The sequence below is a fragment of the Ensifer sp. WSM1721 genome (assembly GCF_000513895.2).
GTDB lineage: Bacteria > Pseudomonadota > Alphaproteobacteria > Rhizobiales > Rhizobiaceae > Sinorhizobium.
The window spans coordinates 124,392-149,085 of record NZ_CP165783.1 but is presented as its reverse complement, the minus strand read 5'-3'; the positions used below and the strand labels follow the sequence as shown (position 1 = coordinate 149,085).

At 61.4% G+C, this 24,694-nt stretch carries 21 protein-coding genes and 4 pseudogenes; 15 read left to right on the top strand and 10 right to left on the bottom strand.

Annotation, left to right across the window (positions count from 1 at the left end):
* Position 1: 1 nt before the first annotated feature.
* The 4 genes and pseudogenes from M728_RS18480 to M728_RS18465 all read right to left on the bottom strand — a co-directional run.
* A complete protein-coding gene (locus tag M728_RS18480; protein ID WP_026622315.1) occupies positions 2-379 on the bottom strand; it encodes a response regulator in 378 nt (125 codons plus the stop codon).
* A gap of 2 nt (positions 380-381) precedes the next feature.
* A complete protein-coding gene (locus M728_RS18475) occupies positions 382-1,023 on the bottom strand; it encodes a response regulator transcription factor (RefSeq protein WP_026622316.1) in 642 nt (213 codons plus the stop codon).
* Complete coding sequence (locus tag M728_RS18470; RefSeq protein ID WP_026622317.1) at positions 1,020-4,226, bottom strand: PAS domain-containing protein; 3,207 nt, start codon at positions 4,224-4,226, stop codon at positions 1,020-1,022. The genes M728_RS18475 and M728_RS18470 overlap by 4 nt, the downstream gene beginning before the upstream one ends.
* Before the next feature lie 319 nt (positions 4,227-4,545).
* Positions 4,546-4,695: pseudogene (locus tag M728_RS18465) on the bottom strand (alpha/beta hydrolase); the annotation flags it as partial.
* A gap of 71 nt (positions 4,696-4,766) precedes the next feature.
* Here M728_RS18465 and M728_RS18460 point away from each other — a divergent pair.
* From M728_RS18460 to M728_RS18435, 6 genes are all read left to right on the top strand, one after another.
* Complete coding sequence (locus M728_RS18460; protein WP_026622319.1) at positions 4,767-5,771, top strand: LacI family DNA-binding transcriptional regulator; 1,005 nt, start codon at positions 4,767-4,769, stop codon at positions 5,769-5,771.
* A gap of 42 nt (positions 5,772-5,813) precedes the next feature.
* Positions 5,814-7,097, top strand: a complete 1,284-nt coding sequence (locus tag M728_RS18455; RefSeq protein WP_026622320.1) for a sugar ABC transporter substrate-binding protein — start codon at positions 5,814-5,816, stop codon at positions 7,095-7,097.
* A gap of 82 nt (positions 7,098-7,179) precedes the next feature.
* Entirely contained in the window at positions 7,180-8,121 is a 942-nt protein-coding gene (locus M728_RS18450; RefSeq protein ID WP_026622321.1) for a carbohydrate ABC transporter permease, read from the top strand.
* Positions 8,114-9,007, top strand: coding sequence for a carbohydrate ABC transporter permease (locus M728_RS18445; protein WP_026622322.1), 894 nt, complete (start codon positions 8,114-8,116; stop codon positions 9,005-9,007). The genes M728_RS18450 and M728_RS18445 overlap by 8 nt, the downstream gene beginning before the upstream one ends.
* 3 nt (positions 9,008-9,010) lie before the next feature.
* On the top strand, positions 9,011-10,726 hold the full coding sequence (locus M728_RS18440; RefSeq protein WP_026622323.1) for a beta-fructofuranosidase: 1,716 nt from the start codon (positions 9,011-9,013) through the stop codon (positions 10,724-10,726).
* Between the two features lie 23 nt (positions 10,727-10,749).
* The gene (locus M728_RS18435; protein WP_026622324.1) at positions 10,750-11,796 is read left to right on the top strand and encodes an ABC transporter ATP-binding protein; all 1,047 of its coding nucleotides are present in this window, start codon (positions 10,750-10,752) and stop codon (positions 11,794-11,796) included.
* A gap of 232 nt (positions 11,797-12,028) precedes the next feature.
* Here the strand turns inward: M728_RS18435 and M728_RS18430 are convergent.
* Positions 12,029-12,502: pseudogene (locus M728_RS18430) on the bottom strand (LysR substrate-binding domain-containing protein); the annotation flags it as partial.
* 122 nt (positions 12,503-12,624) lie between these two features.
* On the opposite strand from M728_RS18430, the gene betI reads away from it, so the two are divergent.
* Positions 12,625-13,218 (top strand): transcriptional regulator BetI, encoded by a 594-nt coding sequence (gene betI, locus M728_RS18425; RefSeq protein WP_370906493.1) that lies wholly within the window; start codon positions 12,625-12,627, stop codon positions 13,216-13,218.
* 530 nt (positions 13,219-13,748) lie between these two features.
* Here betI and M728_RS18420 read toward each other — a convergent pair.
* Positions 13,749-14,044: pseudogene (locus M728_RS18420) on the bottom strand (DUF2267 domain-containing protein); the annotation flags it as partial.
* A 322-nt stretch (positions 14,045-14,366) separates the two neighbouring features.
* Here M728_RS18420 and M728_RS18415 point away from each other — a divergent pair.
* The 3 genes and pseudogenes from M728_RS18415 to M728_RS18405 form a co-directional block, all read left to right on the top strand.
* Positions 14,367-15,281: a complex I NDUFA9 subunit family protein gene (locus tag M728_RS18415; RefSeq protein WP_051441022.1), complete on the top strand. Its 915-nt coding sequence runs from the start codon at positions 14,367-14,369 to the stop codon at positions 15,279-15,281.
* A gap of 93 nt (positions 15,282-15,374) precedes the next feature.
* On the top strand, positions 15,375-15,611 hold the full coding sequence (locus tag M728_RS18410) for a hypothetical protein (protein WP_026622613.1): 237 nt from the start codon (positions 15,375-15,377) through the stop codon (positions 15,609-15,611).
* A 396-nt stretch (positions 15,612-16,007) separates the two neighbouring features.
* A pseudogene (locus M728_RS18405) lies at positions 16,008-17,296 on the top strand (tetratricopeptide repeat protein); the annotation flags it as partial.
* Positions 17,297-17,709: 413 nt separating this feature from the next.
* On the opposite strand, the gene M728_RS18400 reads toward M728_RS18405, so the two are convergent.
* On the bottom strand, positions 17,710-18,765 hold the full coding sequence (locus M728_RS18400; RefSeq protein WP_198023428.1) for a helix-turn-helix transcriptional regulator: 1,056 nt from the start codon (positions 18,763-18,765) through the stop codon (positions 17,710-17,712).
* A 425-nt stretch (positions 18,766-19,190) separates the two neighbouring features.
* Here M728_RS18400 and M728_RS18395 point away from each other — a divergent pair, with 425 nt between their 5' ends.
* Positions 19,191-19,583, top strand: a complete 393-nt coding sequence (locus M728_RS18395) for a hypothetical protein (RefSeq protein WP_026622615.1) — start codon at positions 19,191-19,193, stop codon at positions 19,581-19,583.
* A gap of 729 nt (positions 19,584-20,312) precedes the next feature.
* Positions 20,313-20,870: a putative glycolipid-binding domain-containing protein gene (locus tag M728_RS18390; protein ID WP_026622616.1), complete on the top strand. Its 558-nt coding sequence runs from the start codon at positions 20,313-20,315 to the stop codon at positions 20,868-20,870.
* A 134-nt stretch (positions 20,871-21,004) separates the two neighbouring features.
* On the opposite strand, the gene M728_RS18385 is transcribed toward M728_RS18390, so the two are convergent.
* The gene (locus M728_RS18385) at positions 21,005-21,238 is read right to left on the bottom strand and encodes a hypothetical protein (protein WP_026622617.1); all 234 of its coding nucleotides are present in this window, start codon (positions 21,236-21,238) and stop codon (positions 21,005-21,007) included.
* A 212-nt stretch (positions 21,239-21,450) separates the two neighbouring features.
* Complete coding sequence (gene phnF, locus M728_RS18380) at positions 21,451-22,188, bottom strand: phosphonate metabolism transcriptional regulator PhnF (RefSeq protein WP_026622618.1); 738 nt, start codon at positions 22,186-22,188, stop codon at positions 21,451-21,453.
* Positions 22,189-22,281: 93 nt separating this feature from the next.
* Between phnF and phnG the strand changes: the two genes are divergently transcribed.
* From phnG to M728_RS18365, 3 genes are read left to right on the top strand one after another with little or no spacing between them, the layout of a single operon-like run.
* On the top strand, positions 22,282-22,755 hold the full coding sequence (gene phnG, locus M728_RS18375) for a phosphonate C-P lyase system protein PhnG (protein WP_034884356.1): 474 nt from the start codon (positions 22,282-22,284) through the stop codon (positions 22,753-22,755).
* Complete coding sequence (gene phnH / locus M728_RS18370; protein WP_026622620.1) at positions 22,752-23,357, top strand: phosphonate C-P lyase system protein PhnH; 606 nt, start codon at positions 22,752-22,754, stop codon at positions 23,355-23,357. The genes phnG and phnH overlap by 4 nt, the downstream gene beginning before the upstream one ends.
* Before the next feature lie 4 nt (positions 23,358-23,361).
* Entirely contained in the window at positions 23,362-24,477 is a 1,116-nt protein-coding gene (locus tag M728_RS18365) for a carbon-phosphorus lyase complex subunit PhnI (RefSeq protein WP_026622621.1), read from the top strand.
* 29 nt (positions 24,478-24,506) lie between these two features.
* On the opposite strand, the gene M728_RS18360 is transcribed toward M728_RS18365, so the two are convergent.
* Complete coding sequence (locus tag M728_RS18360) at positions 24,507-24,686, bottom strand: hypothetical protein (RefSeq protein ID WP_026622622.1); 180 nt, start codon at positions 24,684-24,686, stop codon at positions 24,507-24,509.
* Between the last annotated feature and the right edge of the window lie 8 nt (positions 24,687-24,694).

Genomic DNA, 24,694 nt, shown 5'->3' with positions numbered 1-24,694 from the left:
ATCACCCTCCATTTCTCGATTTCTGCAAAGCTTCCCCTATCGCAATGAGCAAGGCAGGCGCATCGAAAGGCTTGCGGAAAAAGCCGCTGATGCCCCGCGCGCGGCCCTGGTCGGCGATCTCGTGGCGGCCGGTGACCAGGAATACCGGTAGTTCCGGACGCGCCTTGTTGACAATGTCACGGAGTTCAAAGCCGTTCATGCCCGGCATGCCGATGTCGGTGATCAGCAGATCCAGGTCCGACAGGCCGCGGGCGAGCAGGTGTTCGGCCGAGCGGAGACAGCAGGCCGCATATCCAGCGGATTCCAGTAGCTCCTCCAACGACTCCAGTAGCCGCGGATCGTCATCAACTACCGCGACGATCGGTCTTGTTTTCTCCATGCTCAATTTCCTCCCACCCGGCGCGAATGGGTGATCGGTATCCCCAATCGCTCTGCTATGCGCACGAGGTCGGCGAGCGATGCCGCCGCCATTTTCTGCATCACATTCCTCCGATGGATTTGCAGCGTCACTTCGCTGATTCCGAGTTCCGATGCCGCCTGCTTGTTGAGCAGGCCGCTGACCACGAGCGGCAGCACATCGCGTTCGCGTGGCGTCAGTTCGAGATAACGTTGTCTTAACAGGCTCAGTTCAGCCCGTTCCGATCGCTTTTTCCGATCCTCGGAAATCGCAGTGTGCACCGCAGCCATAAGGTCCGCGTCGCTGAACGGTTTGGTGAGGAAGTCCACCGCACCGTGCTTGATCGCCCGCACCGAGGAGGGGATGTCGCCATGGCCGGTGATGAAGACGATCGGCGGATGATCGCCCTCGGCGATCTGCCGTTGCAGGTCGAGGCCGTTGATATCGGGCAATTCAACGTCGAGTATCAGGCAGGCAGGTAGATCCTGTTTCTCGGCGTCCACATAGTCGCCCGCCGAACCGAACGCGATGGCGTGCATGCCGTGGGTCTCCAGGAGCTCGCCGAGCGCCTCCCTGATGCGTTCGTCATCGTCGACGATGAAAACAACATGGTCATCCGTTGTCATGGCGCCGCTTTCCCCACGATTGGTAAGGTGAAAATGAACCGCGCGCCATGCGGTTCATTTTTCTCGGCCCATAAACGCCCGCCATGCGCCTCGACGATCGAACGGCAGATGGCGAGACCCATGCCCATTCCATTTTCTTTCGTCGTGAAGAAGGGTTCAAAGATCTGATCCGGGAACTCGATGCCGTTTCCCCGGTCACCTATTTCGGTCTGCACCTCGCTGCCCACGCGATGGGCGCGCACGTCGAGAGCTTTTTCCCCTGCGACAGTCTCCATTGCCTCCATGCCATTGCGGATGACATTGACCAGGACCTGCTGGATCTGGATGCGGTCGACCGTGATCGGCGGAAGCCTGCCTTCGACGTCGATGTTGATCCGGATGCGACGGCGCAAAGCCTCCCCTGCCACCAGGTTACACGCCTCGGCGATGACACCCGAGAGCGACAGGCTGATCCTATTCTCCACGGATTGCTTGAACAGCGCCCGGATACGGCCGACGACTTCCGCCGCCGAGTTGGCGTCGCGGATGACCCGTTCGGTCGTGATCTTGGCGCGTCCGACATTGACGGGCTCAGCCGATAGCCAGCGGTAGCACGCATGCGAATTGGCGACGATCGCCGCCAAGGGCTGATTCACCTCATGGGCGATGGAGGCCGACAGCTCCGCGAGGCTCGCGGCTTGGCTGGCGCGCGCAAGCCGCTCCTGCGCCAGGCGCAACTCTTCCTGCATCCGCACCTCGCCATCGATATCCAGGCAGATGACGTTCCATTGCACGATGGTACCGTCGTCCTTGCGCATCGGCGCTGCGCGCGTTTCGACCCAGATATATTCGCCGTCGAAGCGCCGTAGACGGTGCTTTCTGAGATAGGGTTCGCCGGTCGCCAGGCAATGGGCATATTGCTCCTTGACGCCCGCGACATCGTCGGGATGGACCCCGGCATCGAGCGTGCCGTTCAGCCGCGATTTGGCCTTCCCATCCAATTCCTCCAGCTCATAGCCAAGGAACTCGCGCAGTTGCTGGCTGCGATAGACTGGTTCGCCGTTCGGCGCAGCACAATCGATCATCGCCGGCAGTGTTTCCACCAGTTGCCAAAGGAAGCGTTCTCTCTCGCGCAATGCCGCCTGCGCGCGCATCTCGTCCTCAATGTCGATCGAAGCAACGTACCATTGCACGATTGTGCCATCTGCATCGCGCAACGGTTGCGCGCGCGCCTCTATCCAGCGATAGACTCCCTGCTTGTTGCGCCGGCGAAATCGGTTCACGAAAGGCTGACCGGTCGCAAAGCCATCCGATGCCCTCTGAAACATTGTTGGAAAGTCGTCGGGGTGAGCCACGTATCGGGCCAGCGCATCGAAGTCCTTAATGTCCGCCGTCGGCGAACCAACGTCCTCGAGATATCGCTTGCTGGTGTAGGTCATCTTGCCTGAAGCGGTGAAGCTCAGGATATTGAAAGGCATGGCGTCGATCATTTGTTCCAATTGCCGCTTGCTGCTCTTCAGCCCTTCCTCGGCCTGCACCTGATCGTCGATGTCGATGGACACCTGATACCAGTGAACGATCGCTCCATCTTGATCGCGTAGAGGCTGCGCGCGCGCCTCTATCCAGCGATAGTTGCCATCTTTCCAACGCCGGCGATACCGCATCATGAAGGCGTCGCCAGTTTTAAGGCAGTTGGCTGACGCTCGCAGCACCTCGGGGGCATCTTCGGGATGAACCAGCTTTTGCGCCACCCGGACGGTATCTTCGAAGTTCGCCTTGGAAAGACCGAGATCCTCCAAAGATCGCTTGTTGACGTAGGCCAGTTCGCCAGCAGGCGTCCAGCTCCAGATGTGGACTGGCAAGGCGTCGACGAGCTGCGAGAGTTCCCGCTCCCGGTCGCGCAAGGCCTCCTGCGCGCGCACCTCATCATCGATGTCGATGGAGATTGCGTACCATTGCAAGATCTTCCCGCCCTCGTCTCGCAGTGGTTCCGCCCGGCCATCAACCCAGCGGTACACGCCGTCCGCACGGCGCATGCGATATTTCATCGAGTATGGTTCGCCTGTGGCGACGGCATGGCGCACCGCCTGCAATAGACCAGGCGCATCATCTGGATGGACAAGAGTCTCAATGTTTGCCACTAGCTGGCTTGTGCCCGGCCTGTTTAACTGTTGCAGGTCAAACCCAAAAAAATCCACCAGGCGCTTGTTGAAGAAGGTCGGTTCGCCTTCGGGCGTCAGCCGTCTGATGTGGACTGGGACCATGTCCACGATCTGCGAGAGCTCTCGCTCTCGGTCGCGCAGGGCCCCCACACTCTGGCGTAATGTCAGCAACGCGAGCTGGTGCTGCCGGGATATGGCGGCCACGACCAAGGCCGAAAATGCCGAGATCGCCAGGAAGAGTTGCAGCATGATCTGATTGTGGCGCTGATTCTCGGCATTTCCGGCGAACTGGCTGGCGCCAGATATCGTGAAGATCGCGGTTATTAGCGCGAGGAGGGCGAGAGTAACGGCAGCCCCCTTGAACTCAAAGCGCACCGCGGCCCAAAGCAGCGGCGGCATGATGATATAGGCGAAGGGCAGGTAGCCGCCGAGCGAAAGGGCCGCGACGCCGAGAAGGATAAGTCCCACGGCACACGCTTCTATCCATCGTGCAGCCGATAGCTCGGCCTTGCCGTTCCAGTTCTGGATCACGACCAGCGCGAGCGGCGCGACGATCAGAACCCCAGTGGCGTCCCCGATCCACCAGAGAGGCCAGGCCCCCAAGAAAGTTTGCGAAAGTATGCCGAACCAGGCAAGCGTCGCACTTCCGACCGTCGCGCTGACCACTGGGGCAGCTCCAGCGCCTAATACGACGAATACAAGAACTTCCCGCAGGGTTTCCAGCCGAACCGGCCGACCCAAAGTCCGATTTACGAGCCACGCACCGACCATGGCTTCGAGCGCGTTGCCGGCATAAATCAGAACGGCGGCGGGCAGCGGGCTATGGAACCACAAGGCATTGCCGAATAGCTCGCCGAGGCAGCCGACCAACACCCACCACGGCCAGCTCTGCTTGGGTGCGAGGATAAGGGTTGCAATGAAAAGCCCACTCGGAGGCCATATGGAAATGCCTGTTCCGGGTACGATTGCAAGTGCCTGTGCGAAGCCGCAACCCAGGACATAGGCCGCAAAAAACAGACCCAGGTGCAGGAGTTGGGGGCGGTACGACCAGACGCGCGTCATCGGCGGCTCCTGCAGGGAAAACAAAGCTTGGGCGGCGCCAGCATATCGAATGGCTAGTCTCGATAGCAGCGTCAGCGATCCCGAGTCGTACCCTATTCGCGCCACTACACGGCCGCAACTTATGGAAATCCATGTATTGGCGGCGATGCCGTCGCTTGGCCGCCCTGGTGGAAAACTGTGAATCCTCAATAATATCCGACATCCGCTTGGATGGTTCCTGTCTCAGTCCAAGAGCCGCAAGGGCGTGGCATCCTCGACTTGCCGCGCCAAGTGCGGACGGGATGCGGAGCACGGCGGTCTGCTCCGCATCCCGTGGGGGTCAGGCCTTGAGGAAGGCGAGCAGGTCGGCGTTGACCTGGTCCTGATGCGTGGCGGTAATGCCGTGCGGCGCGCCGGGATAGTAGATGTCTTTGGCGCCATTGATCAGCCGGGCAGACTTGACGGCGGAATCCTTGACCGGAACGATCTGGTGCTGGCAGGTATTTGACTTAAGCCTCCGCTAATGCTACAAGTGGGTAATCGATAACCCTAGGTGAAGCCGTGACTGTCTCCCTCAACGACATTGCCGAACGTGCGGGCGTCTCCGTCAAGACGGTTTCCGGTGCGCTGCATGGCGGCTCGGCCCGTATGGCTGAGACGACCAGGCAGCGCATCAAGGAGATCGCCGAGGAACTCGGCTACGTCACCAATCTCGCCGCCCGCAGCATGCGGCAGGGCTGGATGCCGCTGATCGGCGTCGTTGCCGACGAGTTGATCACCTCGCCCTTCGCGACGGAAATCATCCGCGGGCTCGATGGTGCGGCGCGCGCCTCTGACATGGCCGTCTTTGCGATGACGCTGAACGGCAGCCGCGACGTTAGCGCGGTGATCGAGGAAGTGCGCCGCTTTCGACCGCGGGCGATCGCCTATGCCGCCATGTACCACAAGACGGTCGCGCTGCCGGAGGAGTTTGCTGAGACAGTCGGCGTGATGATCAATTGCCGCGAAGCGAATGACCGGGTGACCTCACTGGTACCGGATGAGTTTGGCGCCGCCCGTGACATCACCAGCTATCTGGTCGAGGCCGGACGAAAGAATATCGCCTTCATCAACCTGCCCGGCCTGCTCGCCGGCGAATTGCGCGAGGCCGGTTTCCGACAGGCGATCACCGAGGCGGGCCTTGATGGCGCCGGCGCCCGCGTGTTGCCGGCCGTTCGCAGAGCGATTTATAGCGACAGAGCGCACAGCCTCGTTCTTTCCCACATTACCGAACTGATGAGTGGACCGGACCGTCCGGACGCGATCCTGTGCGGCAACGACCGTGTGGCGATGGAAGCCTATGCGGCGCTGCGTCGCGTTGGCGCGCAGATCCCCGACGACGTCGCCGTCGCCAGCTTCGACAACCAGGTCGATATCGCCTCGCGTCTCGATCCGCCCTTGACGACCATGGCCCTGCCGCATCGGGCGATGGGCCGGCTGGCCGCCGACATCCTGCTTGGCGGCGATACGACACCGGGCGAGTTGCACAAGCTTCCGTTCCAATTGGTGGAGCGGTCATCCGTATAAATCAGTAGCCACGTAAAACCCGTTAGAGGAGGAGAAACAGTAATGGGTAATCGTTTACTTTCGTTCCTAATGGCATCGGTCGCGCTCGGAGGTCTGGCCGAAGCAAAAACCGTCATTCATGTGATGCACCAGGGAGACCCTGGCTGGGTCTCGACCTATGGCGAAGTCGCCAAGCGCTTCGAGGCCGCCAACCCGGATGTTGACATCGAGCTCATCTATGCTCCCCACGACGCCTATAACGAGAAGTTCAGCGCCGCCGTCATGTCAAAGCAGTTGCCGGACGTCATGGAACTCGACGCGCCGTTCCTCGCAAACTACGTCTGGTCGGGCTACCTGCAGCCGATCAAGCCGCTAATCGACAAGGACATCCTTGACGACATGACGGAGTCCAACGTCGCGCAGGGCACCTATCCGATCGACAAGGAACTCTACGCCGTCGGCCTCACCGACTCCTCGGTCGTGCTCTACGGCAACAGGAAATATCTCGAAGCGATCGGCGCCCGCATCCCGAAGGGCGTGGACGACGCCTGGACGCGGGAGGAATTCGAGGATTACCTCGAAAAGCTCTCGAAGCTCGAGGGCGTCAAATGGCCGATCGACACGTTCCGTGGCTACGGCATCAAGACCGAGTGGATCACCTATGCCTACGGCCCCATCCTGCAATCGGCGGGCTGCGACCTCATCGACCGCAAGGCTTGGAAATCCGTGGGCACGCTCGACAGCGATGCTTGCGTCGATGCGCTGACGATGATGCAGAAATGGGTGAAGAACGGCTGGGTCGTGCCGCAATCCTCCGGCACCAACCAGTTCTTCGCCGAAGGCCATCCCGCGGCGCTCGCGCTCGGGGGCCACTGGATCTATGCGGAGGCTGCCGCCACGATGAAGAACGAAATCGTCGTCATGCCGCTGCCGAAGTTTGGGCCGAAGGGCGCAAGCCCCAACGGCACCTGGATCTGGGGCATCACCACGGCGTCCGAGCATCCGGAGATCGCCGGCAAGTTCGTCAGCTTCATGCTCAAGGACAAGGCACTCCGCGACTATGCGAAGGAGGATTCCGCCTATCCTGGTTTGAAGAGCTTCGCCGCCGATTCGCCGCTTTACGCTAACGGCGGTCCGATGGCCGTCGCCTTCGAGCAGGCATCGAAGACGGCGATCGCACGGCCACCGCATCCGGCCTATCCGATCATCACCTCGGCCTTCATGGGAGCAGTCGACGAGATCTTCAATGGCGGCGACGTCAAGGCGGCGCTGACCACCGCGGCCGAGAAGATCGACGAGGACATCGAAGAAAACGACGGCTACCCGCCCTTCGACGAACAGCAATAGCCCGCTTGCGGCCGCGCGGCACCAATGCCGCGCGGCCGCGGCAGCCGATAGGGGGCGACTATTTTCAAATGAGGAGGAGATCATGACCCTGCAGCAACCGGCGCTGCCGGCGACGGCTGTCGCGACGCGCCCCGCCCGGCGAAGAGACAGGACCCGCCTGTACCAGGAGATCGGCATGCTTGCGCCAGCCGTGGCGCTGCTGACGATCTTCCTCGTCGTGCCGTTCCTCCTGTCGTTCTGGACGGCGATGACCAACCAGCCACTGGTGCCGCGACCGACGCCGGTCCGTTTCATCGGGCTCACCAATTTCCTGCGCATCTTCAAGGACGATCTGTTCTGGACGTCGCTCTGGAACGTCTCGCGCTTCACCTTCTGGATCCTGCCGGTGCAATGCGGCCTTGCCTTCGCCACCGCACTGCTGCTCCACCAGAAGCTGCCGCTCCGCAATTTCTTCCGCGGCATGTTCTTCCTGCCGGCAATCACCTCGATGGTCGTCGTCTGCGTCATCTGGGGAACGCTGTTCCAATATCCGACGGGGCCATTTAACCAGGTGATCGGCTTTCTTTCCGGCGGCCGCATCCAGCCGATCGACTGGCTCGGCGACCCGAACTGGGCGATGTTCTCGATCGTCCTGCTCTCGGCCTGGCAAGCCTATGGCTTTCAGATGATCGTCTATCTCGCCGGCCTGCAGGGCATTCCCGATGAGCTCTATGACGCGGCCAGGATTGATGGCGCCAATGCCTTCCAACGCTTCTGGCACGTGACCATGCCGGGTCTCAGACCGACGCATGTCTTCGTGCTGGTGATCACCACCATCCAGGCCTTCAAGCTCTATACCCAGGTTGCGATCCTGACGCAGGGCGGCCCGAGGAGCAGCACCGAGACCGTCGTGCACTATATGGTGCGCGCCGGCTTCGAAGAGCAGAAGCTTGGATATGCCTCGGCCGTCTCGGTCATTCTCTTCCTCATCGTTCTCGTCATCGCGCTCGTTCAGCGCCAACTCCTGAGGCGTTTCGATGTCTGATCTCGCCATCCCCACACTGCAGACCAAGGCACAGCGCGAGCGCTCCGCCATCGGTTCGCTGCGCCTTGTCCAGACCGCCTGCGTCCTCGTCATCGCCCTGGTGATCGTATCGCCGCTGTTCATGCTGCTGATCGCAAGCCTGAAGGACGACCGCTTCCAGATTCTGGCCGATATGGGTAGTTTCCGCGCCTTCTGGGTCTCCAACCCGACGCTTTCGAACTTCGCAGAGGTGAGCAATCTCTCCGGCGAGCTCGCCTTTGGCCGCTACCTTCTGAACTCGCTGTTCATTCTTGGCTGCACCGTCGGCGCCGGTCTGATCGTCAACTCGATGGCCGGCTTCGTGCTCGCCTGGGGTACTTTGCGCGGTCGCGCCCTGGTCCTGTCGCTGGTCATCGCCCTCTACGTCATCCCCCAGGAAAGCATCATTATGCCGCTCGTCATCATGGTGTCGCGCGCCGGGATGACCGACACGTTCGCGGTGCAGATCGTGCCCTGGATTGCAAGTCCGCTTTATATCTTCCTGTTCTACCAATTCTTCGCCCAACTTCCGAAGGAACTCTTCGAAGCGGCCGAGATGGATGGTGCGTCGGTGTTCCGAATCTATCGTTCGATCTTCCTGCCGTTGAGCCTGCCGGCGCTCGCCACCGTCTCGATTCTGATGGGGATCGAGAGTTGGAACCAGTATCTCTGGCCGATCCTGGTGACGCAGACCGACTATGCCCGGCCAATTGCCGTCGCCATCGCCACCTTCTTCGGCCAGGACAGCATCTATTGGGACCGCGCCATGGCAGCCTCCGTCCTGATGATGATCCCGATCCTCGCCCTCTATCTCGCCTTCCAGCGCTGGTTCGTAAGTTCCTTTGTTGGCTCCGCCATGAAAGGTTGATCAATGACAAGCCATGCAATCCTCTCCTCGCCCCTCGGCGGCAGCCTGAAGACGCTCAGTGCCGCTCTGCCGGCCGGGACTACGCTCCACGTTTGGCTGAAGCCGGTCGATCCGATTGCGCCGGCCGAGCTGATAGCGAACCAGGACGGACAGGAAATCGGCCGCCTGACGGCGGGAAACACCGAGGAGTTCGAGTTCCGGCCGCTGCTGATCGAAACAGCCGGCGAAACTTCTTTTAGCTACGACGCCGCGATCACGATCCTCTCCGTCGTCTATGCCTTTTCGGAGGCGGACGTTCTGGACAAGGGCATCGTTGTTCTTTACAGCGGCGAGGCCAATTCAACACCCGCCGTGCCTGGCAGCTATCATTTCCGCCCACCTTTCGGATGGATGAACGACCCGAACGGTTTCGGCCGTTTCGGCGACAAGGTTCATCTCTTCTACCAGCACTATCCCCATAGTCTCCGTTGGAACACCATGCATTGGGGCCATGCGGTCTCCGACGACTATCTCCGCTGGAAGCACCTGCCGATGTTCCTGTTTCCGTCGGCGGAACTCTCCGCTCACGCCGACAGCCGCGGCGGCGCCTTCTCCGGCTCGGCAATCCCGCTTGCTGGAGAGGGGATCCGTGTCTTCTTCACCGAACAGGTCAAGGACCGCAAGCCGGAAGAGCAGATCCAGTTGACCGCCGTCAGCCGTGACCAGATCAGCGCCGGCCCGGCGGAGATCATCCTGCCGGAACGGCCGACCGGCCTCGACCTGACGCTCGACTTCCGTGACCCCTACGTAATCAAAGGCCCGGACGGCCGCTGGAAGATGCTCGTCGGCAGCCGCGATCACGCGGGCGGCGTCATCTTGCTCTACGAGACCGCCGATCCGGATGCCGCTGGGGGTTGGAGTTTCGTCGGCATTCTTCATCGCGAGAACCGCTTCGGCATGACGGCCGCCGAATGCCCCTGCATCGTGCCGCTCGGTGGTCCCGCCGACGATCCGCAAACCCGTTGGGCGCTGATCTTCGGGCTGCTTACCAGCCGCGATCCGGCAACGGCGCGACGCAATATTACCCTTGCAACGGTCGGCCGCTTTGACGGCCGTACCTTCGTCAAGGAATTCGAGCAGGAACTCGACTTCGCAACCGATGCCTATGCCTTCCAGGCTTTCGTCGACCATTCCGGCCCCGTGGGCATTGCGTGGCTGGCGAACTGGACGGAGATTTCGAAGAAGGTCGACTTTCCAACCGCCATGACGCTCCCGCGCCGGGTACTGCTTGGGGACGGTGTGTTGCTGACGCCGCCGGTCGATGCCGTCGATAGCTTGCGCCAGGAGTTGGTCGACGAGCGCCGGCTGCTCGCCGGAGACAAGGTCGAGCTCACCAACGGAGCCGTCGAGATCGTCATCGATCTCACCGCGCCCGGCGCCAGCTTCGATCTCGAATTCGACCATCCCGACGTCGAGCTCGGCGTCCGGCTCGATGCTGAGGGCCTGAGCATCCTCTACGACGTTCCGGACGGCAAATTGCTGCCCCGCTACATCGCGGCCGGGGCGAGGGCCTCGACGCTGCGCATATTCCTCGACGTCGGCTCGATCGAGGTCTTTGCCGACAACGGCCGATGGACCGGAACCAAGCGCTTGCCCGGATTTGCGAGTGTGCGTTCCGCTCGCCTCACGGCACCCAAAGACAACGTCGCCGCGGCCAGCATCTGGCAGCTCAAGCTCTAACAGGCAAGCAAGGGAGGAATTTCATGGCATCCGTCTCGATCGATCAGGTTCGCAAACAATACGGCGCCGTTCCGGTGATTCATGACATCTCCATGAACATCGAAGATGGCGAGTTCGTCACCCTCGTCGGCCCCTCCGGCTGCGGCAAGTCGACCCTGCTGCGCATGCTGGCCGGGCTCGAGGACATCAGCGGCGGCGAGATCCGCATCGGTGGTCGCGTCGTCAACGATGTCGCGCCGAAAGAGCGCGACATCGCCATGGTCTTCCAGAGCTATGCCCTCTATCCGCATATGACCGTCGCGGAAAACATGGGCTTCGTGCTGAAGCTGAAGGGCCAGGACAGAGCGACGATTGAAAAGAGCGTGCGCGAAGCGGCCGACATCCTGGCGCTCGGACCTCTGCTCGATCGGCTGCCGAAACAGCTTTCCGGCGGCCAGCGCCAGCGGGTGGCAATGGGACGGGCGATCGTGCGTCAGCCGCAGGTCTACCTATTTGACGAGCCGCTCTCGAACCTCGACGCCAAGCTGCGCGTCACGATGCGCGCCGAAATCAAGGACCTGCATCAGCGGCTGAAGACGACCACCGTCTACGTCACCCACGACCAGATCGAGGCTATGACGATGGCCGACCGGATCGTCGTCATGCGCGGCGGCAACGTCGAGCAGATCGGCAAGCCGCTCGAGCTCTACGACCGGCCGGCCAATACCTTCGTTGCGACCTTCATCGGCTCACCGGCGATGAACCTGTTCGAGGGGGCGATCGTCAATGGGCAGTTCGTCACCGATGGCGGGGTGGCGCTTCCAATGCCTGAGGGCTATCAAGGCGCGACGGCGGCGGTCTACGGCGTCCGTCCGGAACATCTGACGATCGCCGACAAAGGTGTAGCGGCCACCGTCGTCGTGGTCGAGCCGACCGGCTCCGAAACCCACGTGCTGGCGAAGCTTGGTCCGGCGGACGTGAACCTCGTGCTCCGCGACCGGATCGATCTTCAGCCCGGCCAGCCGATCACGCTCGCTCCCGATATCAGAAGGGTCCACCTGTTTACAGCTCACGGCATCCGCACAAACTGATCAAGGTGGGACCGACGGCGCTTGCTCCTTGATTATTTGCGGGCCACGCGCGATCGACGACCAGATCGCACACGTAGGTCCTATCCGCGCCCGTCGTTGCGCGCCAATGATAAGGGAGACGGTCGGACATTGGATGAGCAAATTGAGCGCTAACCTGCAGCACACTCTTGCCGGTCTCCTTTGCGTGGCCTAGCGGTTCGAGCGCTACTGACGACTTCTATCGGAGTCGCCATTACGCTGCGTTAGGATACCCCTTCAGGAGCGGCGATTGCTCCAGCGTCTCGATCATGTACTCAATGAAGGCTCGAACCCGATGCGGCAGTGGCCCGCCGCCGACATAGATGGCGTGGGTCAATTCGAGGTCGCCCGGATTGCAATCCTCAAGCAGAGGCATGAGCCTTCCGGCGGCGATATCGGCGGCGACATAGAAGAGCCCCAGCCGGGCAATGCCGGCTCCGGCAAGCACCATCTGCTTCATCGTCTCGCCATTGTTGACGACCAGGCTTCCGGTGACCGGCTGGGCGACTTCCCGGCCCTCCCACAGGAAGGGCCAGGACGGACGTTCGCGACGGAAGTTAAGGGTCAGACAGTCATGACGATCTAGGTCCGCCGGCGTTGCGGGTCTTCCTTTGCGCTCGAGGTAAGAGGGAGCGGCGCATACCACACGCCGGCTCTGCCCGAGCTTTCGCGCGATCAGTCCGCTGTCGCTTTCAAAGATCGTTTCATCGTATTCCACTTTTATCCCATTGGTCATTTTATTGTCCCATAGGTCAATTATTGATCTTTCCGGAAAGTTTGTCAAATGTGGACGAAAGTGAGGGCGCGCAAATGAGACTGACCAAAATTAGCGATATCCGAAAACGTGAACTCAGACGGGCGGCGTTCGAGGTCCTGCAGCGCGAAGGCATGGCGGGGGCAACGCTGGAGAAGGTCGCCGCTCACGCAGGCGCATCAAAGGGCATCGTCCTGCACTACTTCGCCAACAAGCAGGAGCTGTTTGAGCATGCGATGCGCGAGGCCAATGCGGCGCTGAAGGATGCCGTGGTGGCGCGCTTGAACCGGGCCACCACCCTGTTAGAGCGACTGGAAGCGATCATTGAAGGCAACTTCGAGGACCGCTTCTTCCAGCCGTCCATCTGCCATGCCTGGCTATCGCTCTGCGCCGAGGTGCCGCGGGAACCGCAGCTAGCGCGCATCCAAAAAGTAATTCATGCGCGGATGCGATCAAATCTCATGTCGGCACTGGTTCATCTTCTGCCAGAGGACGATTGCGACGCCGCCGTTCTTGGTATTACCGCGCTAATCGACGGGCTGTGGCTGCGACTAGGTCTGCAGTCGGAGGGCCTGACACGTGAAGATGCACTTCGCCAGATGCGCGACTATCTTTCTCATCGGCTGCCCTCCGTCGCCGCATCAGGGTGAGTCGACCATCTCTAAGCCTGCACGCGAAGGCGGAATAAACGTTCTGGATCCCCCGACTCTTCTGCAGCGCCGTGAAAAATCGACCCACTGCGGTCCTTCAGGCTCGTCGGGACGTGGGGCGGCTTTGGGCCCAATCGCCGACCATTGAGTAGCGATCACGCCCGCAGCCTCGGAACGTAAGCGACGAAGCGGCCGAATGAAATGTGAGGGACACGGCCCGCTGCGCTTCTTCGAAGTCCGTTTGCGCCCTTATGTTGAAAAGAAAGCCCGGCGCCGATGCATCAGCGACAGGCTATATCGGACGCGATACCCGGCGATGCGCTTGGGAGGAACCGCATCGCATAACTGTCGTATAATGCGCTTTTGCCCAAAAATGAAGCAAAATCATGCATGCCTAATCCATCGGCAATAAGCTGACAGATCCGGTCGGCCATACCTCGCTGTTGACAAAGGACCTAATGCGGCGCCTCACGACCGGCGCCGGAGCGATGGTAGTAGCGTCCTGTAACCAGGACCTACGTCTTGACGGGGGTGGAGGCGAGTTCGGTCTTCACCTGGCCAAGGAAATCATCCAAGCCCCGCGCCTGCGCCGGCTGTTTGGAAGGCTCATATTGATCGTAGTAGGCACCCCGCACGAGCAGGGGCAACTGTGCCGAAAGGTGAGCTGAAAGATCGGCGGGCAGGCGAGCGCGCGCGTGTGAAGAACGGCACTCAGAATATGCCATGCACGCTGACGGTCCGGTCCCTGATGCGCCATGATTTCATCGAGCCAGACATTGGTGATCTGAAGTGTCTTGTCGAAGACGGCAACGCCGGAAGCGCTCATGGTACCCTCGTGCATTTTCATGTGATGACGGCCGAACCACAAGAAACGCGCCGATGTTCCCGAGCTGTGCTGCCCTGTGGGTCAACGCGTCGGTGCAGTCCCACCTGCCGCCGCAAAACATGCGCAGGAGCACGGCTGACCGCTTGCGAAAGCAGAATTGGTCGCACCGCAGTGCGGTGTTAGTATACCTCTCGGCCCTACTGTCGGGTCTCGCAGCAAAAAAAAGCTCATCCCGCCGAGCGGACCAAAAGGCTGGTGCGGGTATTCCTAACGCGCAGAACGCGACCAACGATGCGTCGTAAAGTCAGAAGGGCGTTAGACAATGACGAACCAACATGGTCGAAATGATGTGGCCAGCGAGAACATCGTGACAGTGTTCGGCGGAACCGGCTTCCTCGGCAGGCGGATCGTGAGCAGGCTTCTGGACAAGGGTGTCGATATTCGTGCCGCCTCGCGCCATCCACACCAGACGTTGGAGAATGCGTCCGGTAAGAGGCCCTTTCAGCCGATCGAGGCGGACATACTGGATCGATCCTCGATCGCCGCTGCCTTGGCTGGATCTCGCGCCGCCGTGAATGCGGTCAGCCTTTATGTCGAGCGCGGTGAGCAGACCTTCAAGCGTGTCCATGTAGAAGCCGCGGCCGATCTGGCGACCGCTTCGCGGAAAGCCGGCGTCGAGAGGTTCGTCCATATCTCCGGCATCGGATCGGATCCGAACTCCCGTTCGGATTACATCCGGGCCCGGGGTCGCGGCGAGGAGGCGGTGAAGGCGGCGTTTCCGGGCGCGGTGATCGTCCGTCCCGCTGTCATGGCGGGCCCAGACGACGCGTTCATTACAACGATCGTAAGGCTGGTACGCCTCCTCCCGATCTATCCGCTGTTCGGCGAAGGCGACACTCGGTTGCAGCCGGTTCATGTCGGGGAGGTGGCGGAAGCCGTGAGCCGCCTGGTCTCGGGGCAGAGTGCCGCAGACGCGTCGATCTTCGAGTGCGCCGGCCCGCGCATTTATTCGTATCGGGATCTCGTCCGGGAGATCGCCACTCAACTCAACGCGCGCGTCAGGTTGGTGCCCGTGCCATTCGCGCTTTGGCACATATTGGCGACTGCTGCGGAGTTTCTTCCCGCTGCGCCTCTGACTCGCAACCAGGTCGATCTCATGCGTCGCGACAACGTCGCGGCAAGCGATCTGCCGGGCCTGGAAGAACTGGGTATCCAACCCCGCGGCATCGAGGAATAGTCCACTTGATCGCGCACGACGCTTGAGCCGGAAGTGACGACGGAACCTATCGCTCGTCGCGAGGTTGATCGGACTGAACGGGAGGATACAGCCATGGCCAAATGCGACCAGTGCGGAAACGACTACGATAAGGCTTTCCAGGTGAAACTGGGAGACGAAACCTACACATTCGATAGTTTCGAGTGCGCGATCCAGAGGCTCGCTCCGACCTGCCCGCATTGCGGCGTCCGGATTATCGGGCACGGTGTCGAGCAGGGCGACACCATTTACTGCTGTGCGCATTGCGCCGAGCAGGAAGGCGCCGACGCCCTCACCGATCGCGCGCCTTGAGCCCGTCTGCGTCATCCGTCTGTCGATGGGATCACGCTCGCCGGCACGCCGATCAGCTGCTCATCTTTCTCCGGGGCAGGAGATGGTCGCCAAGGGATGATCTCCAGCGCCAGCGTTTACGAGCACTCGCGGAGCCAACTGTCAGGAGGACGGCAACCCACCCCATCTGCCAAAGCGACGAGAGGCGGGCAGTCGGCAGCGATCCTGCGGGGCTGGCGACGCCCGTCGCCATGCTCCTTGGAGGAATCTGAACCGAAGACCCTGTCATTACGCGGGTGCGTGTTGGTCATCCCTGACCACGTACTGCTTTGCATCGAACTTCGAAGTCAGCCTGATAGACTTTTGAAATGGGCGTCATACAATTCGATTTTCTGCTTTCAATGAAAGCAACGCGAAATGGCCGAAGTACGCGCCCAGCGCCGACTTGCCGCCATATTGGCCGCCGACGTGGTGGGCTACAGTCGACTTCTGGACCTAGATGAGCAAGGAACGTTGGCCGCGTTAAGGGGCCGACGGAAGGAGATCCTGGAACCACTGGTCCGCGACTGCGACGGCCGTATTGTAAAAGTGATGGGTGATGGCGTTCTGGTCGAGTTCGGAAGCGCCGTGAACGCTGTGTCATGTGCCGTGGAACTTCAGAAGCGGATGGTGGCCGCGAACGAGGGTTTGGCTGTCGACCGGCAAATTAACCTGCATATCGGCATCAATCTGGGTGATGTCGTTGTCGAGGACGGCGATCTGTACGGCGACGGCGTAGTCGTCGCGGTGCGACTTCAGGCAATAGCCGGGCCAGGGGATATCTGTGTCTCCGGCAGTGTCTACGACCAGGTCAAGCGGAAGCTTGAATGCGGTTTCGACGAACTTGGCCCGCAAGCGAGGTGACCGGCAAGATCGTCGAGGCTCTGGTGGGTCGCCTGACTACCGCTCCGGCGCGCAACAGACCGAGCAACCTGGAGGCTTATGATCTCTGTGTGCGTGCACGGGCCTTGGGCCTGCAAACGGCGGTTACCGCGAAAGAAGCCATTTTCCTGCTGAACCGTGCAATCGAGCTCGATCCGGAATATGCGGAGGCGCACCGTTGGCTGGCGCTCAACCTCTGGCTGGGCTGGGAGTTCTGGGACGAACCGATGGATCCCAACCGCGCAACAGCGCTTGCCGAAGCGCAGCGCGCGGTCGAACTCGACCCGAACGATGCCGGGAATCGCTGGGTATTGGGTGTCATATTGGGCCATGAGAGCCGCTGGGCGGAATCGGATTCCGAATTCGACGCCGCCCACAAACTGGACCCCAACCACGCGGATGCATGGGCAATGCAGGCTGAACTGACGACGGAAAAAGGCCGGCCTGCCGAAGCCATAGAGCAGGTGCGGAAGGCACTCCGGCTCAATCCTCACCCGCCCGGTTGGTATTACTGGATGTTGGGCCAGGCCCAATATGCCATCGGCGACTACGAATCCGCGGCCCAAACGCTGCGCAGGCCCGAAACTTATCGCACGACTTCACGACGCCTGCTTGCCGCAAGCCTTGCGCAACTTGGCCGTTCAGAGGAGGCGCGCTGGGAGGCGAAAATGTTTATGATAAGCAATCCGCACTTCACGATCCGGCATTGGTCGGCCTCACAGCCGTTCCCCGCCGAGGATGTGCGGCGGCATATCGTGGAGGGCTATCGCATGGCGGGGCTCCCGAATGACCTGCGCTGGAGGGCCCCGGAATACTCGGAGCTGAACGCGCTCAGGATTATTATTCGGGAATCCGACTCTTCAAGCTGGGGCGATCAACCAATTGGGTTCCACGGACGGGGAAGCACCGGCACCGGCTACTACCCTGCAATACTGTCACACCTCGTCAGGCCGAAGGGCAAGGTCACAGTACCTCGACGATAAGAAGCGAGATTTTCTGCGCGACGATATTCCTGTCGAGAGATCATGCGACCTTCGGGACATATGACGAGAACATCTGCCTGCGCCGAGAGCCCCCATAATAACGGCTGGCAGAGGTGCTCCTGCTTTCGACCCATTGCAGACAGGCGGCAGATATGCCGCGAAAGTCGGCTTAGCTGTAAGCGCGACGTACGACTGCACCAAGCTTTAGTCAGCCATCAGCGCTCGTCACGCTCGTCCAGCATCAGCAGCCGAACGAGTTCGGCCTGCCTGCGCACGCCGGTCTTTTCGAAGATGCGGCTGAGATGCGCCCTGACCGTTGTGGCCGAAATAGCAAGCCGGGCAGCAGAAGCGTCGCGCCCATCGCCCCTGGCGATCTCCAACGCGACGTCGGCCTCCGCCGGGGTGAGCCCGAAACGACGACGCAGGTTGTCCTTTCGTAAACGCTGTTCTCGTTCGGGACCGGTGACCATGAGGATCGCTGCTGGCCGCACAGTGCCAAGCCAAGGCGTACCGATCTGTGCCTCGTCCGCTCGAAACGGCGCGACCATAACGCGCAAGGCGTGGCGCCCATCCGCACGCGGAACCTCCATCCGGCCGCCGGGTCCGCCGTTGAATATCGTTAAGTCCGCGCAACTCGCGATCAGCCGACGCAGAATTCGGGTTGCGCCGTGACTACAAGCGCAGACGCTGTCCCGATCGATGCGGAGGCCATCATTGCTGGCGAAGATCGCTTCTGCGGTCCGGTTCGCGAACAGGATTCTCGCAGCTACATCGACCAGGATGACGCCGGTGTCCAATCGATCGAGCGCGTCCCCTGCACCCGTCGTGCGCAGATCGGCGGCAGCCAACCGGTGGGCGACGTTCAGCGCGGTCACGAGATGCGGCACCAGCATCCGCATTGCCGCGACGTCCTTGGCGTCATAATCAGGCCGGCCCAGCAGGCGGCCGGTGGAAAGGTGGACGAACCACTGCGGCGTGCTGAGCGGCGAAGCTACCAGGCCGTGGAAGGCACCCAATGGCTTGACTCCCTCGTTGTAGAAGCGTGTGCGAGCGTACTCGCTGTCGGGTAGAAGCGCAGAGGTCGGCGCCACGGCCCCGGCCGGCAGCGCCCGGATGGTCTCCCAAAACTTGGACACGCCTGCCATAGCAGCGAAGCCCACCGTCTGCTCCGAAGTCATCTCGAAGCTCACCGCGTACTCGGCCTTTCGGCTCGCGTTCTGAACCAGCAGGATGCCGCGCTCGCTGCGCAAGGCGCCGGCGATCCACGGCAACGCACGCGCCCAGCCGTCGGACGTTAGCGACGCCTCATGGATGCGCTGCACTGCCGCAAGAATCGCATCTGCTCTTGCCATCGCCGCCCGCCGCCTCAGTTCTCGCGGAACCAATCTAACGATCTGCAACCGAGGCGTGAAAGATATAGGACGAACGTCCGATGCGCCAGTGCCGAACGTGTGAAATAAATTTGATCGTTACTACTGCATGCAACTCGCCTGTTCGTGGCGAGGCGGAGGATAACATATCCAGGCCCACGTACCTGACAATCAAGCGTGTGAAAGGTTGTTCGAGGACAAGTCAAAGCGTGAACGACTGGATGAAGCCAACCTATACGATCACAGCTAGCCAGCCTCAATATCCGGAAAATACGACATTCGAGAAGGTTCCATTGTCTGTCGCTAGACTATCAGGAGGACTAGAAATGTCTGTTCTTTATAATCTGACGGGATACGCGTTCGTGGCCGCATCTTTTGCATCGCTTCCAGCCATTGCATTTGCCGAATGCCGCCTCTTTGAGCATCGTGACTACGGTGGTGCCAGTTATACTCTCGACAATCTCGAGAGAATGATCATGGTGAACGGTGACAGTATTGGTTGCTCCGTTTCCCATGGAGATTCCGATTGTCCGTCCACGACCTACGAAGCTTCCTGGAACGACCACGTGTCGTCGTTCAGGGTGACCCGTGGTTGTACTCTGACCTTATGGGAGCACATCAACGAGTCGGGCGCGCGTTTCAGGTCCAACAGGAGCTACACGTATGTCGGCAGCCGCTGGAATGACAAGGCCTCGGAAGCTCTGTGCACATGCGACTGACATTGCCCGGATTGCAGCCCAACCCGCACGACGTTCCGTCCATCTTCGCGGTTTTTGTCAGGTCTTTGATCGTCAGCACAGGAACCTCAAGCGGCGGCTCGTCCCTAGCGAGCATACCGGACGACGAAATGCAGCTCCGCGTAATCCTTAACCTGTGAGGATCGACCCGGTCGATTGCTTTATAGCAAGAACAGCTCAATAGAGGCGTCACGAAATGAGGGCCCTCCATTCGTCCGAGTTCAATGAGCTTTCGGACCTATGTTCCCTGTTTACCCCACAATGTCGGACAGATTCGACGCTTTCGTGTGATGAGGCCTATTAAAGCTATGTTGGGGACCGACTTTCGCGCCGCAGAACAAGGCGCTTTCGCGACAGGCTCAACGACCGGTCTTCGCGTAACCTGCTCGTTTCCATGAGCAAAACGAACTTCCGCAGTCCACCCTCTGCGGCCAGTCAAGCGCTCCGCTCCCTCGCGCCTCCTCCACCGTGCCTTTAGTGGCATCCCACGCGCTTGCACCACAGCCTTCCCCCCTCTCGAGGTGAGAGTTTCCTTCACTGCGCGAATGGCATTGACGAAGACGCCTTCGGCCATAGGTTTTTCGCGAAAGCCGTGGGCGGGATGCAACACGGGTTTTGGGTCCAAGTCCCGTCGGCCGCCAACGCGATGTCTCTATCGCCTTCCCAGGTGCTCTTGGGAAGGCAAGACGTACTAGCTGTGGAAGAGGCGAGATGACCAAAGTCGCGCTCTGGAGAACCCTCTACACCCCAGGCCATGATGCCGCTCGGCTGTTTCAGGCAGAGTCGGGATGGCGGCTCGAAGGGACAGCCGTCTATTTAAGGGACGGAGAGCCGTCCTGTGTTCGCTACGCCCTGGAGCTAGGGCCTGACTGGTCCACGCGGAGCGGATCAATCGAAGGTTTCATTGGCGGCAGAGCCGTTTGCAGCCGGATTCAGCGCGATGCACAGGGCTGGACTCTCAACGGGGCTAGGCAAAGCCGGGTTGAGGATCTCGTAGACCTCGACTTCGGATTCACGCCGGCGACGAACCTCCCGCAGTTGCGCCGCATGGCGCTGCGGAGGGGGCAATCTGAGCGTATTACCGTCGCATGGATGGATGCGGACTCCGAGAAGCTGGAGCCGTTGCCGCAGGTCTACCGCCGCGTTTCTGAGCATGCCTACGACTATGAATCGCCACAAGGTCCCTACCGAGCGACGCTTCAGATCGCGCCGAGCGGCTTTGTCAGCCTTTATCCGGAGCTTTGGGAGATGGAACTGAATGCTGTTTAGGCCCGCTCCTCACCGGCCACTATCGACTCCGGAGCAAGTATGATCAAAAAGGGCGGAGACGCCATCGAGCAACACTCCGGTGGCTAACGACGGCGCCGTGCTCACTGGCACCTGTCGACACGCAGGATCTGAAATCAGATGATTAGCTGCACGATATGCGCGAATGGCGTCATTGCCCATTTGCCGCCAGCATCTTTCGCCGTTCTATAGATGATGAAATCACTGCCCACTGTGAACGTTCCGTGCATGGTGATCTCGTTACCAGTTGAGAGCACGGCTCGCAGCTCGGTGGCATGACGCTCCTCTATCTGCTGACTGATCAACTCGGAGAGGGTTAGATGAAGCCTTCCAGGTTTTGAGTCATTCATTGTTCTACCCGCCCGACGCCCACGGTTTCGGCACCGCCGATATAGTGGAGCCTTGCCCACACGAAAGGAATGGACCGCCCCAGCGACCGACAAAGCCGGGGTTGCGTTCTGAGCTCGCGCGCCCTCGCTTCGACCCCTCGAGCGAAATTGGTCACTCCATGTTACAGGCGCCGTTGCGACGCTGATAGGGGCGATTGTCAGGATTTTCACGTCTAAGTCTCGATTCTCAACTTCATCCGGTCAGCGGCGAAGCGCGTGCGCGAATATTCAACCGGCCGGCCATCGAGATCGGCATTGACCGATTGCGCCTCCATGACGATTGCGCCGGGCGAAAGCTTCAGGAGTGTGAGTTCCTCCGCATCGGCGTGCCGGGCGACGATCTCCGTCCAGGCGCGAACGTAATCGTCGAGCCCTTGCGCGGCAAAGGCTTTGGTCACGGAACCGAGACGCGCATAATGCTCCGCCATCTCCGGAAAGCGCTCGGACGGAAAATAACTGAAGGATGCCGAAAGCGGCCGCCCGTCGCCGCTGCTGACAGTGCGCAACTCGACGAGCGGGGAGCCTGGCGCAAGGCCGAGCGCCGCGGCGACTTCGCCGCTCGCCGGCACCTGACGGTGCCCCAGGAGCTTGGTTCCGATTTCCTTCACCTGCCGGGCAAGTCCTTGTGAGAAACGAGTACGGCGGGAAATCGGGTAGCTCACCCGCTCCTTCCGCTCGATCATCGTGCCGCGCCCCTGCACCGCGCGCACCAACCCTTCCTCGGCGAGGGCAGCGAGCGCGCTGCGCACCGTGTGACGGTTCACGCCGAATTCGGCCGCCAAAGCCGTCTCCGGCGGCACCATGCCGGTGGCGTCATAGTCGCCGTTGCTGATCGCCAGCCGTATGCGATCGGCGATCTGCCGCCAGAGCGCCACGCCGGTCTGTCGCTCGATCGCCCTCCTTGCCGCCATTTTCCCCATCGATGTCACAAGCCTGTCATTTGCCAACGCTAAAGAAGGATATAAGATGTATACTTGTCTAGATCAATAGACGACTAGAGGTGAATGATGGACGCAACGCCAGAACAAGCGCCCGTGGCGCCCGCCGCCGAACGCAGGGAGGGCATGCGGCTTCTTGCCCGCGCCACCCTCGCCGAGCTTTCTGCCGCCTGGGAGGCGATCGCCGGCAAGCCGGAGGTCGCGCCGGTACGCGGCCCGGAAACTGGACTTGTCATGGTGCGCGGCCGCGTCGGCGGTGGCGGCGACCCCTTCAATCTTGGCGAGGCTACGGTGTCGCGCGCTACGGTTCGGCTCTCTACCGGTGAAATCGGCCACGGGCAGTTGCTCGGCACCGACAAGGAGCGCGCGCGCCTTGCCGCGATCTTCGATGCGCTCTTCCAGAACGATGCCTACCGTCCGGCGGCCGAAGCGCTGAACCAGCAGGTAGCCGCACGCATCGAGGCGGAAGACCGGCGCAGGGCCGAGGAAACTGCCGCAACCCGGGTCAATTTCTTCACCATGGTCCGAGGAGAGGATTGATGAGCCAATCGCAAGTCTATGCCGGTGCCTTCGCCGATCCGGTTTTCGAGGCGCAATCCGTTTTCCGCACTCTGATGGACTGCTTTGCCCGTCCGGGCACCATCGGCCGCCTCGCCCGCGCAGCCTCTCCGCCCTCCCCTCTCGGCAGAGCGAGCGGCGCCGTCGCATTGACCCTCTGCGACCATGACACGCCCCTCTGGCTTTCGCCGGCGCTTTCCAAATCCGCCGTGCCGCAATGGATCACCTTCCACACCGGCGCCGGCATGGCGGAAGCCAAGGACGAGGCCCGCTTCGGCTTCGTCGAGACGGGCGGTACTGTGCCGGGTTTCGACCAGTTCGCCCTCGGCACGCAGGAATATCCGGACCGCTCGACGACCCTGGTGATCGGGGTCGAAGCGCTCCAGGGCGGTCAGCCCTTTGTCGCTCGGGGGCCGGGGATCAAGAACGAGATCGTGGTCGCTCCCAAGGGCTTGCCCGATGTGTTTCTCGACTTCTGGACGGCCAACCGGGCGATTTTCCCCCGCGGCGTCGATCTGGTGCTGACGGCACAAGACTCGGTGCTCTGCCTGCCCCGCACCACAAGACTGGCGATCCAGGAGTGAGCGCATGTATGTAGCCGTCAAGGGCGGGGAAGCCGCCATCGCCAATGCCCACCGCCTGCTTGCCGATCGCCGTCGCGGCGAGCGGTCGCTTCCGTCGATCACCATCGAGCAGGTCGTCGAACAGCTCGGTCTCGCCGTCGATCGGGTGATGGCCGAGGCCTCCCTCTACGACCGCTCGCTTGCGGCCCTTGCCGTGCGCCAGGCGCGCGGCGACATGATCGAGGCGATCTTCATCCTGCGCGCCTACCGCACCACCCTGCCCCGCTTCGGCTATTCCGAGCCGATCGACACGGCAAAGATGAAAATCGAGCGGCGCGTTTCGGCGACCTACAAGGACTTGCCCGGCGGCCAGCTCCTCGGTCCCACCTTCGATTACACGCACCGGCTGCTCGACCCCTCGCTCATCAGCGACGAACCGGTCGCCGAGCCGGCTGTGAAGGAGCCCGGCGAACCCGTCATGCGCGTCTCCGACATCCTTGACGGCGAGGGCCTGATCGAAGGCGATGGCGAGATGCCGGAGGGCCACATCGCAGGCGACCTCACACGTGAGCCGATGGAGTTCCCGATGGCGCGCGACCTGCGTCTGCAGGCGCTTGCCCGCGGCGACGAGGGTTTCCTGCTGGCGCTCGCCTATTCCACCCAGCGCGGCTACGGCCGCACCCACCCCTTCGTCGGCGAGGTCAGGATCGGCGAGGTCGAGGTCGAACTGGAGCTGCCGGAGCTCGGCTTTTCGGTCTCGCTCGGCATGATCCGCGTCACCGAATGCCAGATGGTCAACCAGTTCAAGGGGTCGTCCAAGCAGCCCCCGCAGTTCACCCGCGGCTACGGCCTCGTCTTCGGACAGAGCGAGCGCAAAGCGATGTCGATGTCGCTCGTCGATCGGGCGCTCCGCACCGACGAGTTCGGCGAGGATATCGTCGCCCCCGCACAGGACGAGGAATTCGTCATTTCACATGCCGACAACGTCCAGGCGACCGGCTTCGTCGAGCATCTCAAGCTGCCGCACTATGTCGACTTCCAGGCGGAGCTCGACCTCGTCAGGCGTATGCGCCGCGACTACGAGGCCACGCATGCTCCTGAACAGCTCACGGCGGATGAGAGTAGGGAGGCGGCGGAATGACGACCCAGTCCGCAGAGCCGGTGACGACTTCAATCCCCGCCACCACCGTCGCCACCACCGCAATCGCCGCTGCTGTCTCCCGCGAAGACGAAACTGGCGTCTCCGCCGTCATTGCCGGCGCTCGTGGCTTTCCGGCGCCGGCGGCTGGCGACGAACAGGCCGACGACGATACAAGTCGCGATGATGACAATAGCGACCCAGAAGAACATTTCCCACC

What these genes read in the sequence shown, in the direction of transcription:
- M728_RS18395 (WP_026622615.1), top strand. Translation starts at nt 19,191, where the DNA reads ATGTCTGTTCTTTATAATCTGACGGGATACGCGTTCGTGGCCGCATCT.
- M728_RS18360 (WP_026622622.1), bottom strand. Translation starts at nt 24,686, where the DNA reads ATGTTCTTCTGGGTCGCTATTGTCATCATCGCGACTTGTATCGTCGTC.
- M728_RS18390 (WP_026622616.1), top strand. Translation starts at nt 20,313, where the DNA reads ATGACCAAAGTCGCGCTCTGGAGAACCCTCTACACCCCAGGCCATGAT.
- M728_RS18435 (WP_026622324.1), top strand. Translation starts at nt 10,750, where the DNA reads ATGGCATCCGTCTCGATCGATCAGGTTCGCAAACAATACGGCGCCGTT.
- phnF (WP_026622618.1), bottom strand. Translation starts at nt 22,188, where the DNA reads ATGGCGGCAAGGAGGGCGATCGAGCGACAGACCGGCGTGGCGCTCTGG.
- M728_RS18440 (WP_026622323.1), top strand. Translation starts at nt 9,011, where the DNA reads ATGACAAGCCATGCAATCCTCTCCTCGCCCCTCGGCGGCAGCCTGAAG.
- M728_RS18415 (WP_051441022.1), top strand. Translation starts at nt 14,367, where the DNA reads ATGACGAACCAACATGGTCGAAATGATGTGGCCAGCGAGAACATCGTG.
- M728_RS18475 (WP_026622316.1), bottom strand. Translation starts at nt 1,023, where the DNA reads ATGACAACGGATGACCATGTTGTTTTCATCGTCGACGATGACGAACGC.
- M728_RS18365 (WP_026622621.1), top strand. Translation starts at nt 23,362, where the DNA reads ATGTATGTAGCCGTCAAGGGCGGGGAAGCCGCCATCGCCAATGCCCAC.
- M728_RS18470 (WP_026622317.1), bottom strand. Translation starts at nt 4,226, where the DNA reads ATGACGCGCGTCTGGTCGTACCGCCCCCAACTCCTGCACCTGGGTCTG.
- M728_RS18480 (WP_026622315.1), bottom strand. Translation starts at nt 379, where the DNA reads ATGGAGAAAACAAGACCGATCGTCGCGGTAGTTGATGACGATCCGCGG.
- M728_RS18385 (WP_026622617.1), bottom strand. Translation starts at nt 21,238, where the DNA reads ATGAATGACTCAAAACCTGGAAGGCTTCATCTAACCCTCTCCGAGTTG.
- M728_RS18445 (WP_026622322.1), top strand. Translation starts at nt 8,114, where the DNA reads ATGTCTGATCTCGCCATCCCCACACTGCAGACCAAGGCACAGCGCGAG.
- betI (WP_370906493.1), top strand. Translation starts at nt 12,625, where the DNA reads ATGAGACTGACCAAAATTAGCGATATCCGAAAACGTGAACTCAGACGG.
- M728_RS18410 (WP_026622613.1), top strand. Translation starts at nt 15,375, where the DNA reads ATGGCCAAATGCGACCAGTGCGGAAACGACTACGATAAGGCTTTCCAG.
- phnG (WP_034884356.1), top strand. Translation starts at nt 22,282, where the DNA reads ATGATGGACGCAACGCCAGAACAAGCGCCCGTGGCGCCCGCCGCCGAA.
- M728_RS18450 (WP_026622321.1), top strand. Translation starts at nt 7,180, where the DNA reads ATGACCCTGCAGCAACCGGCGCTGCCGGCGACGGCTGTCGCGACGCGC.
- M728_RS18455 (WP_026622320.1), top strand. Translation starts at nt 5,814, where the DNA reads ATGGGTAATCGTTTACTTTCGTTCCTAATGGCATCGGTCGCGCTCGGA.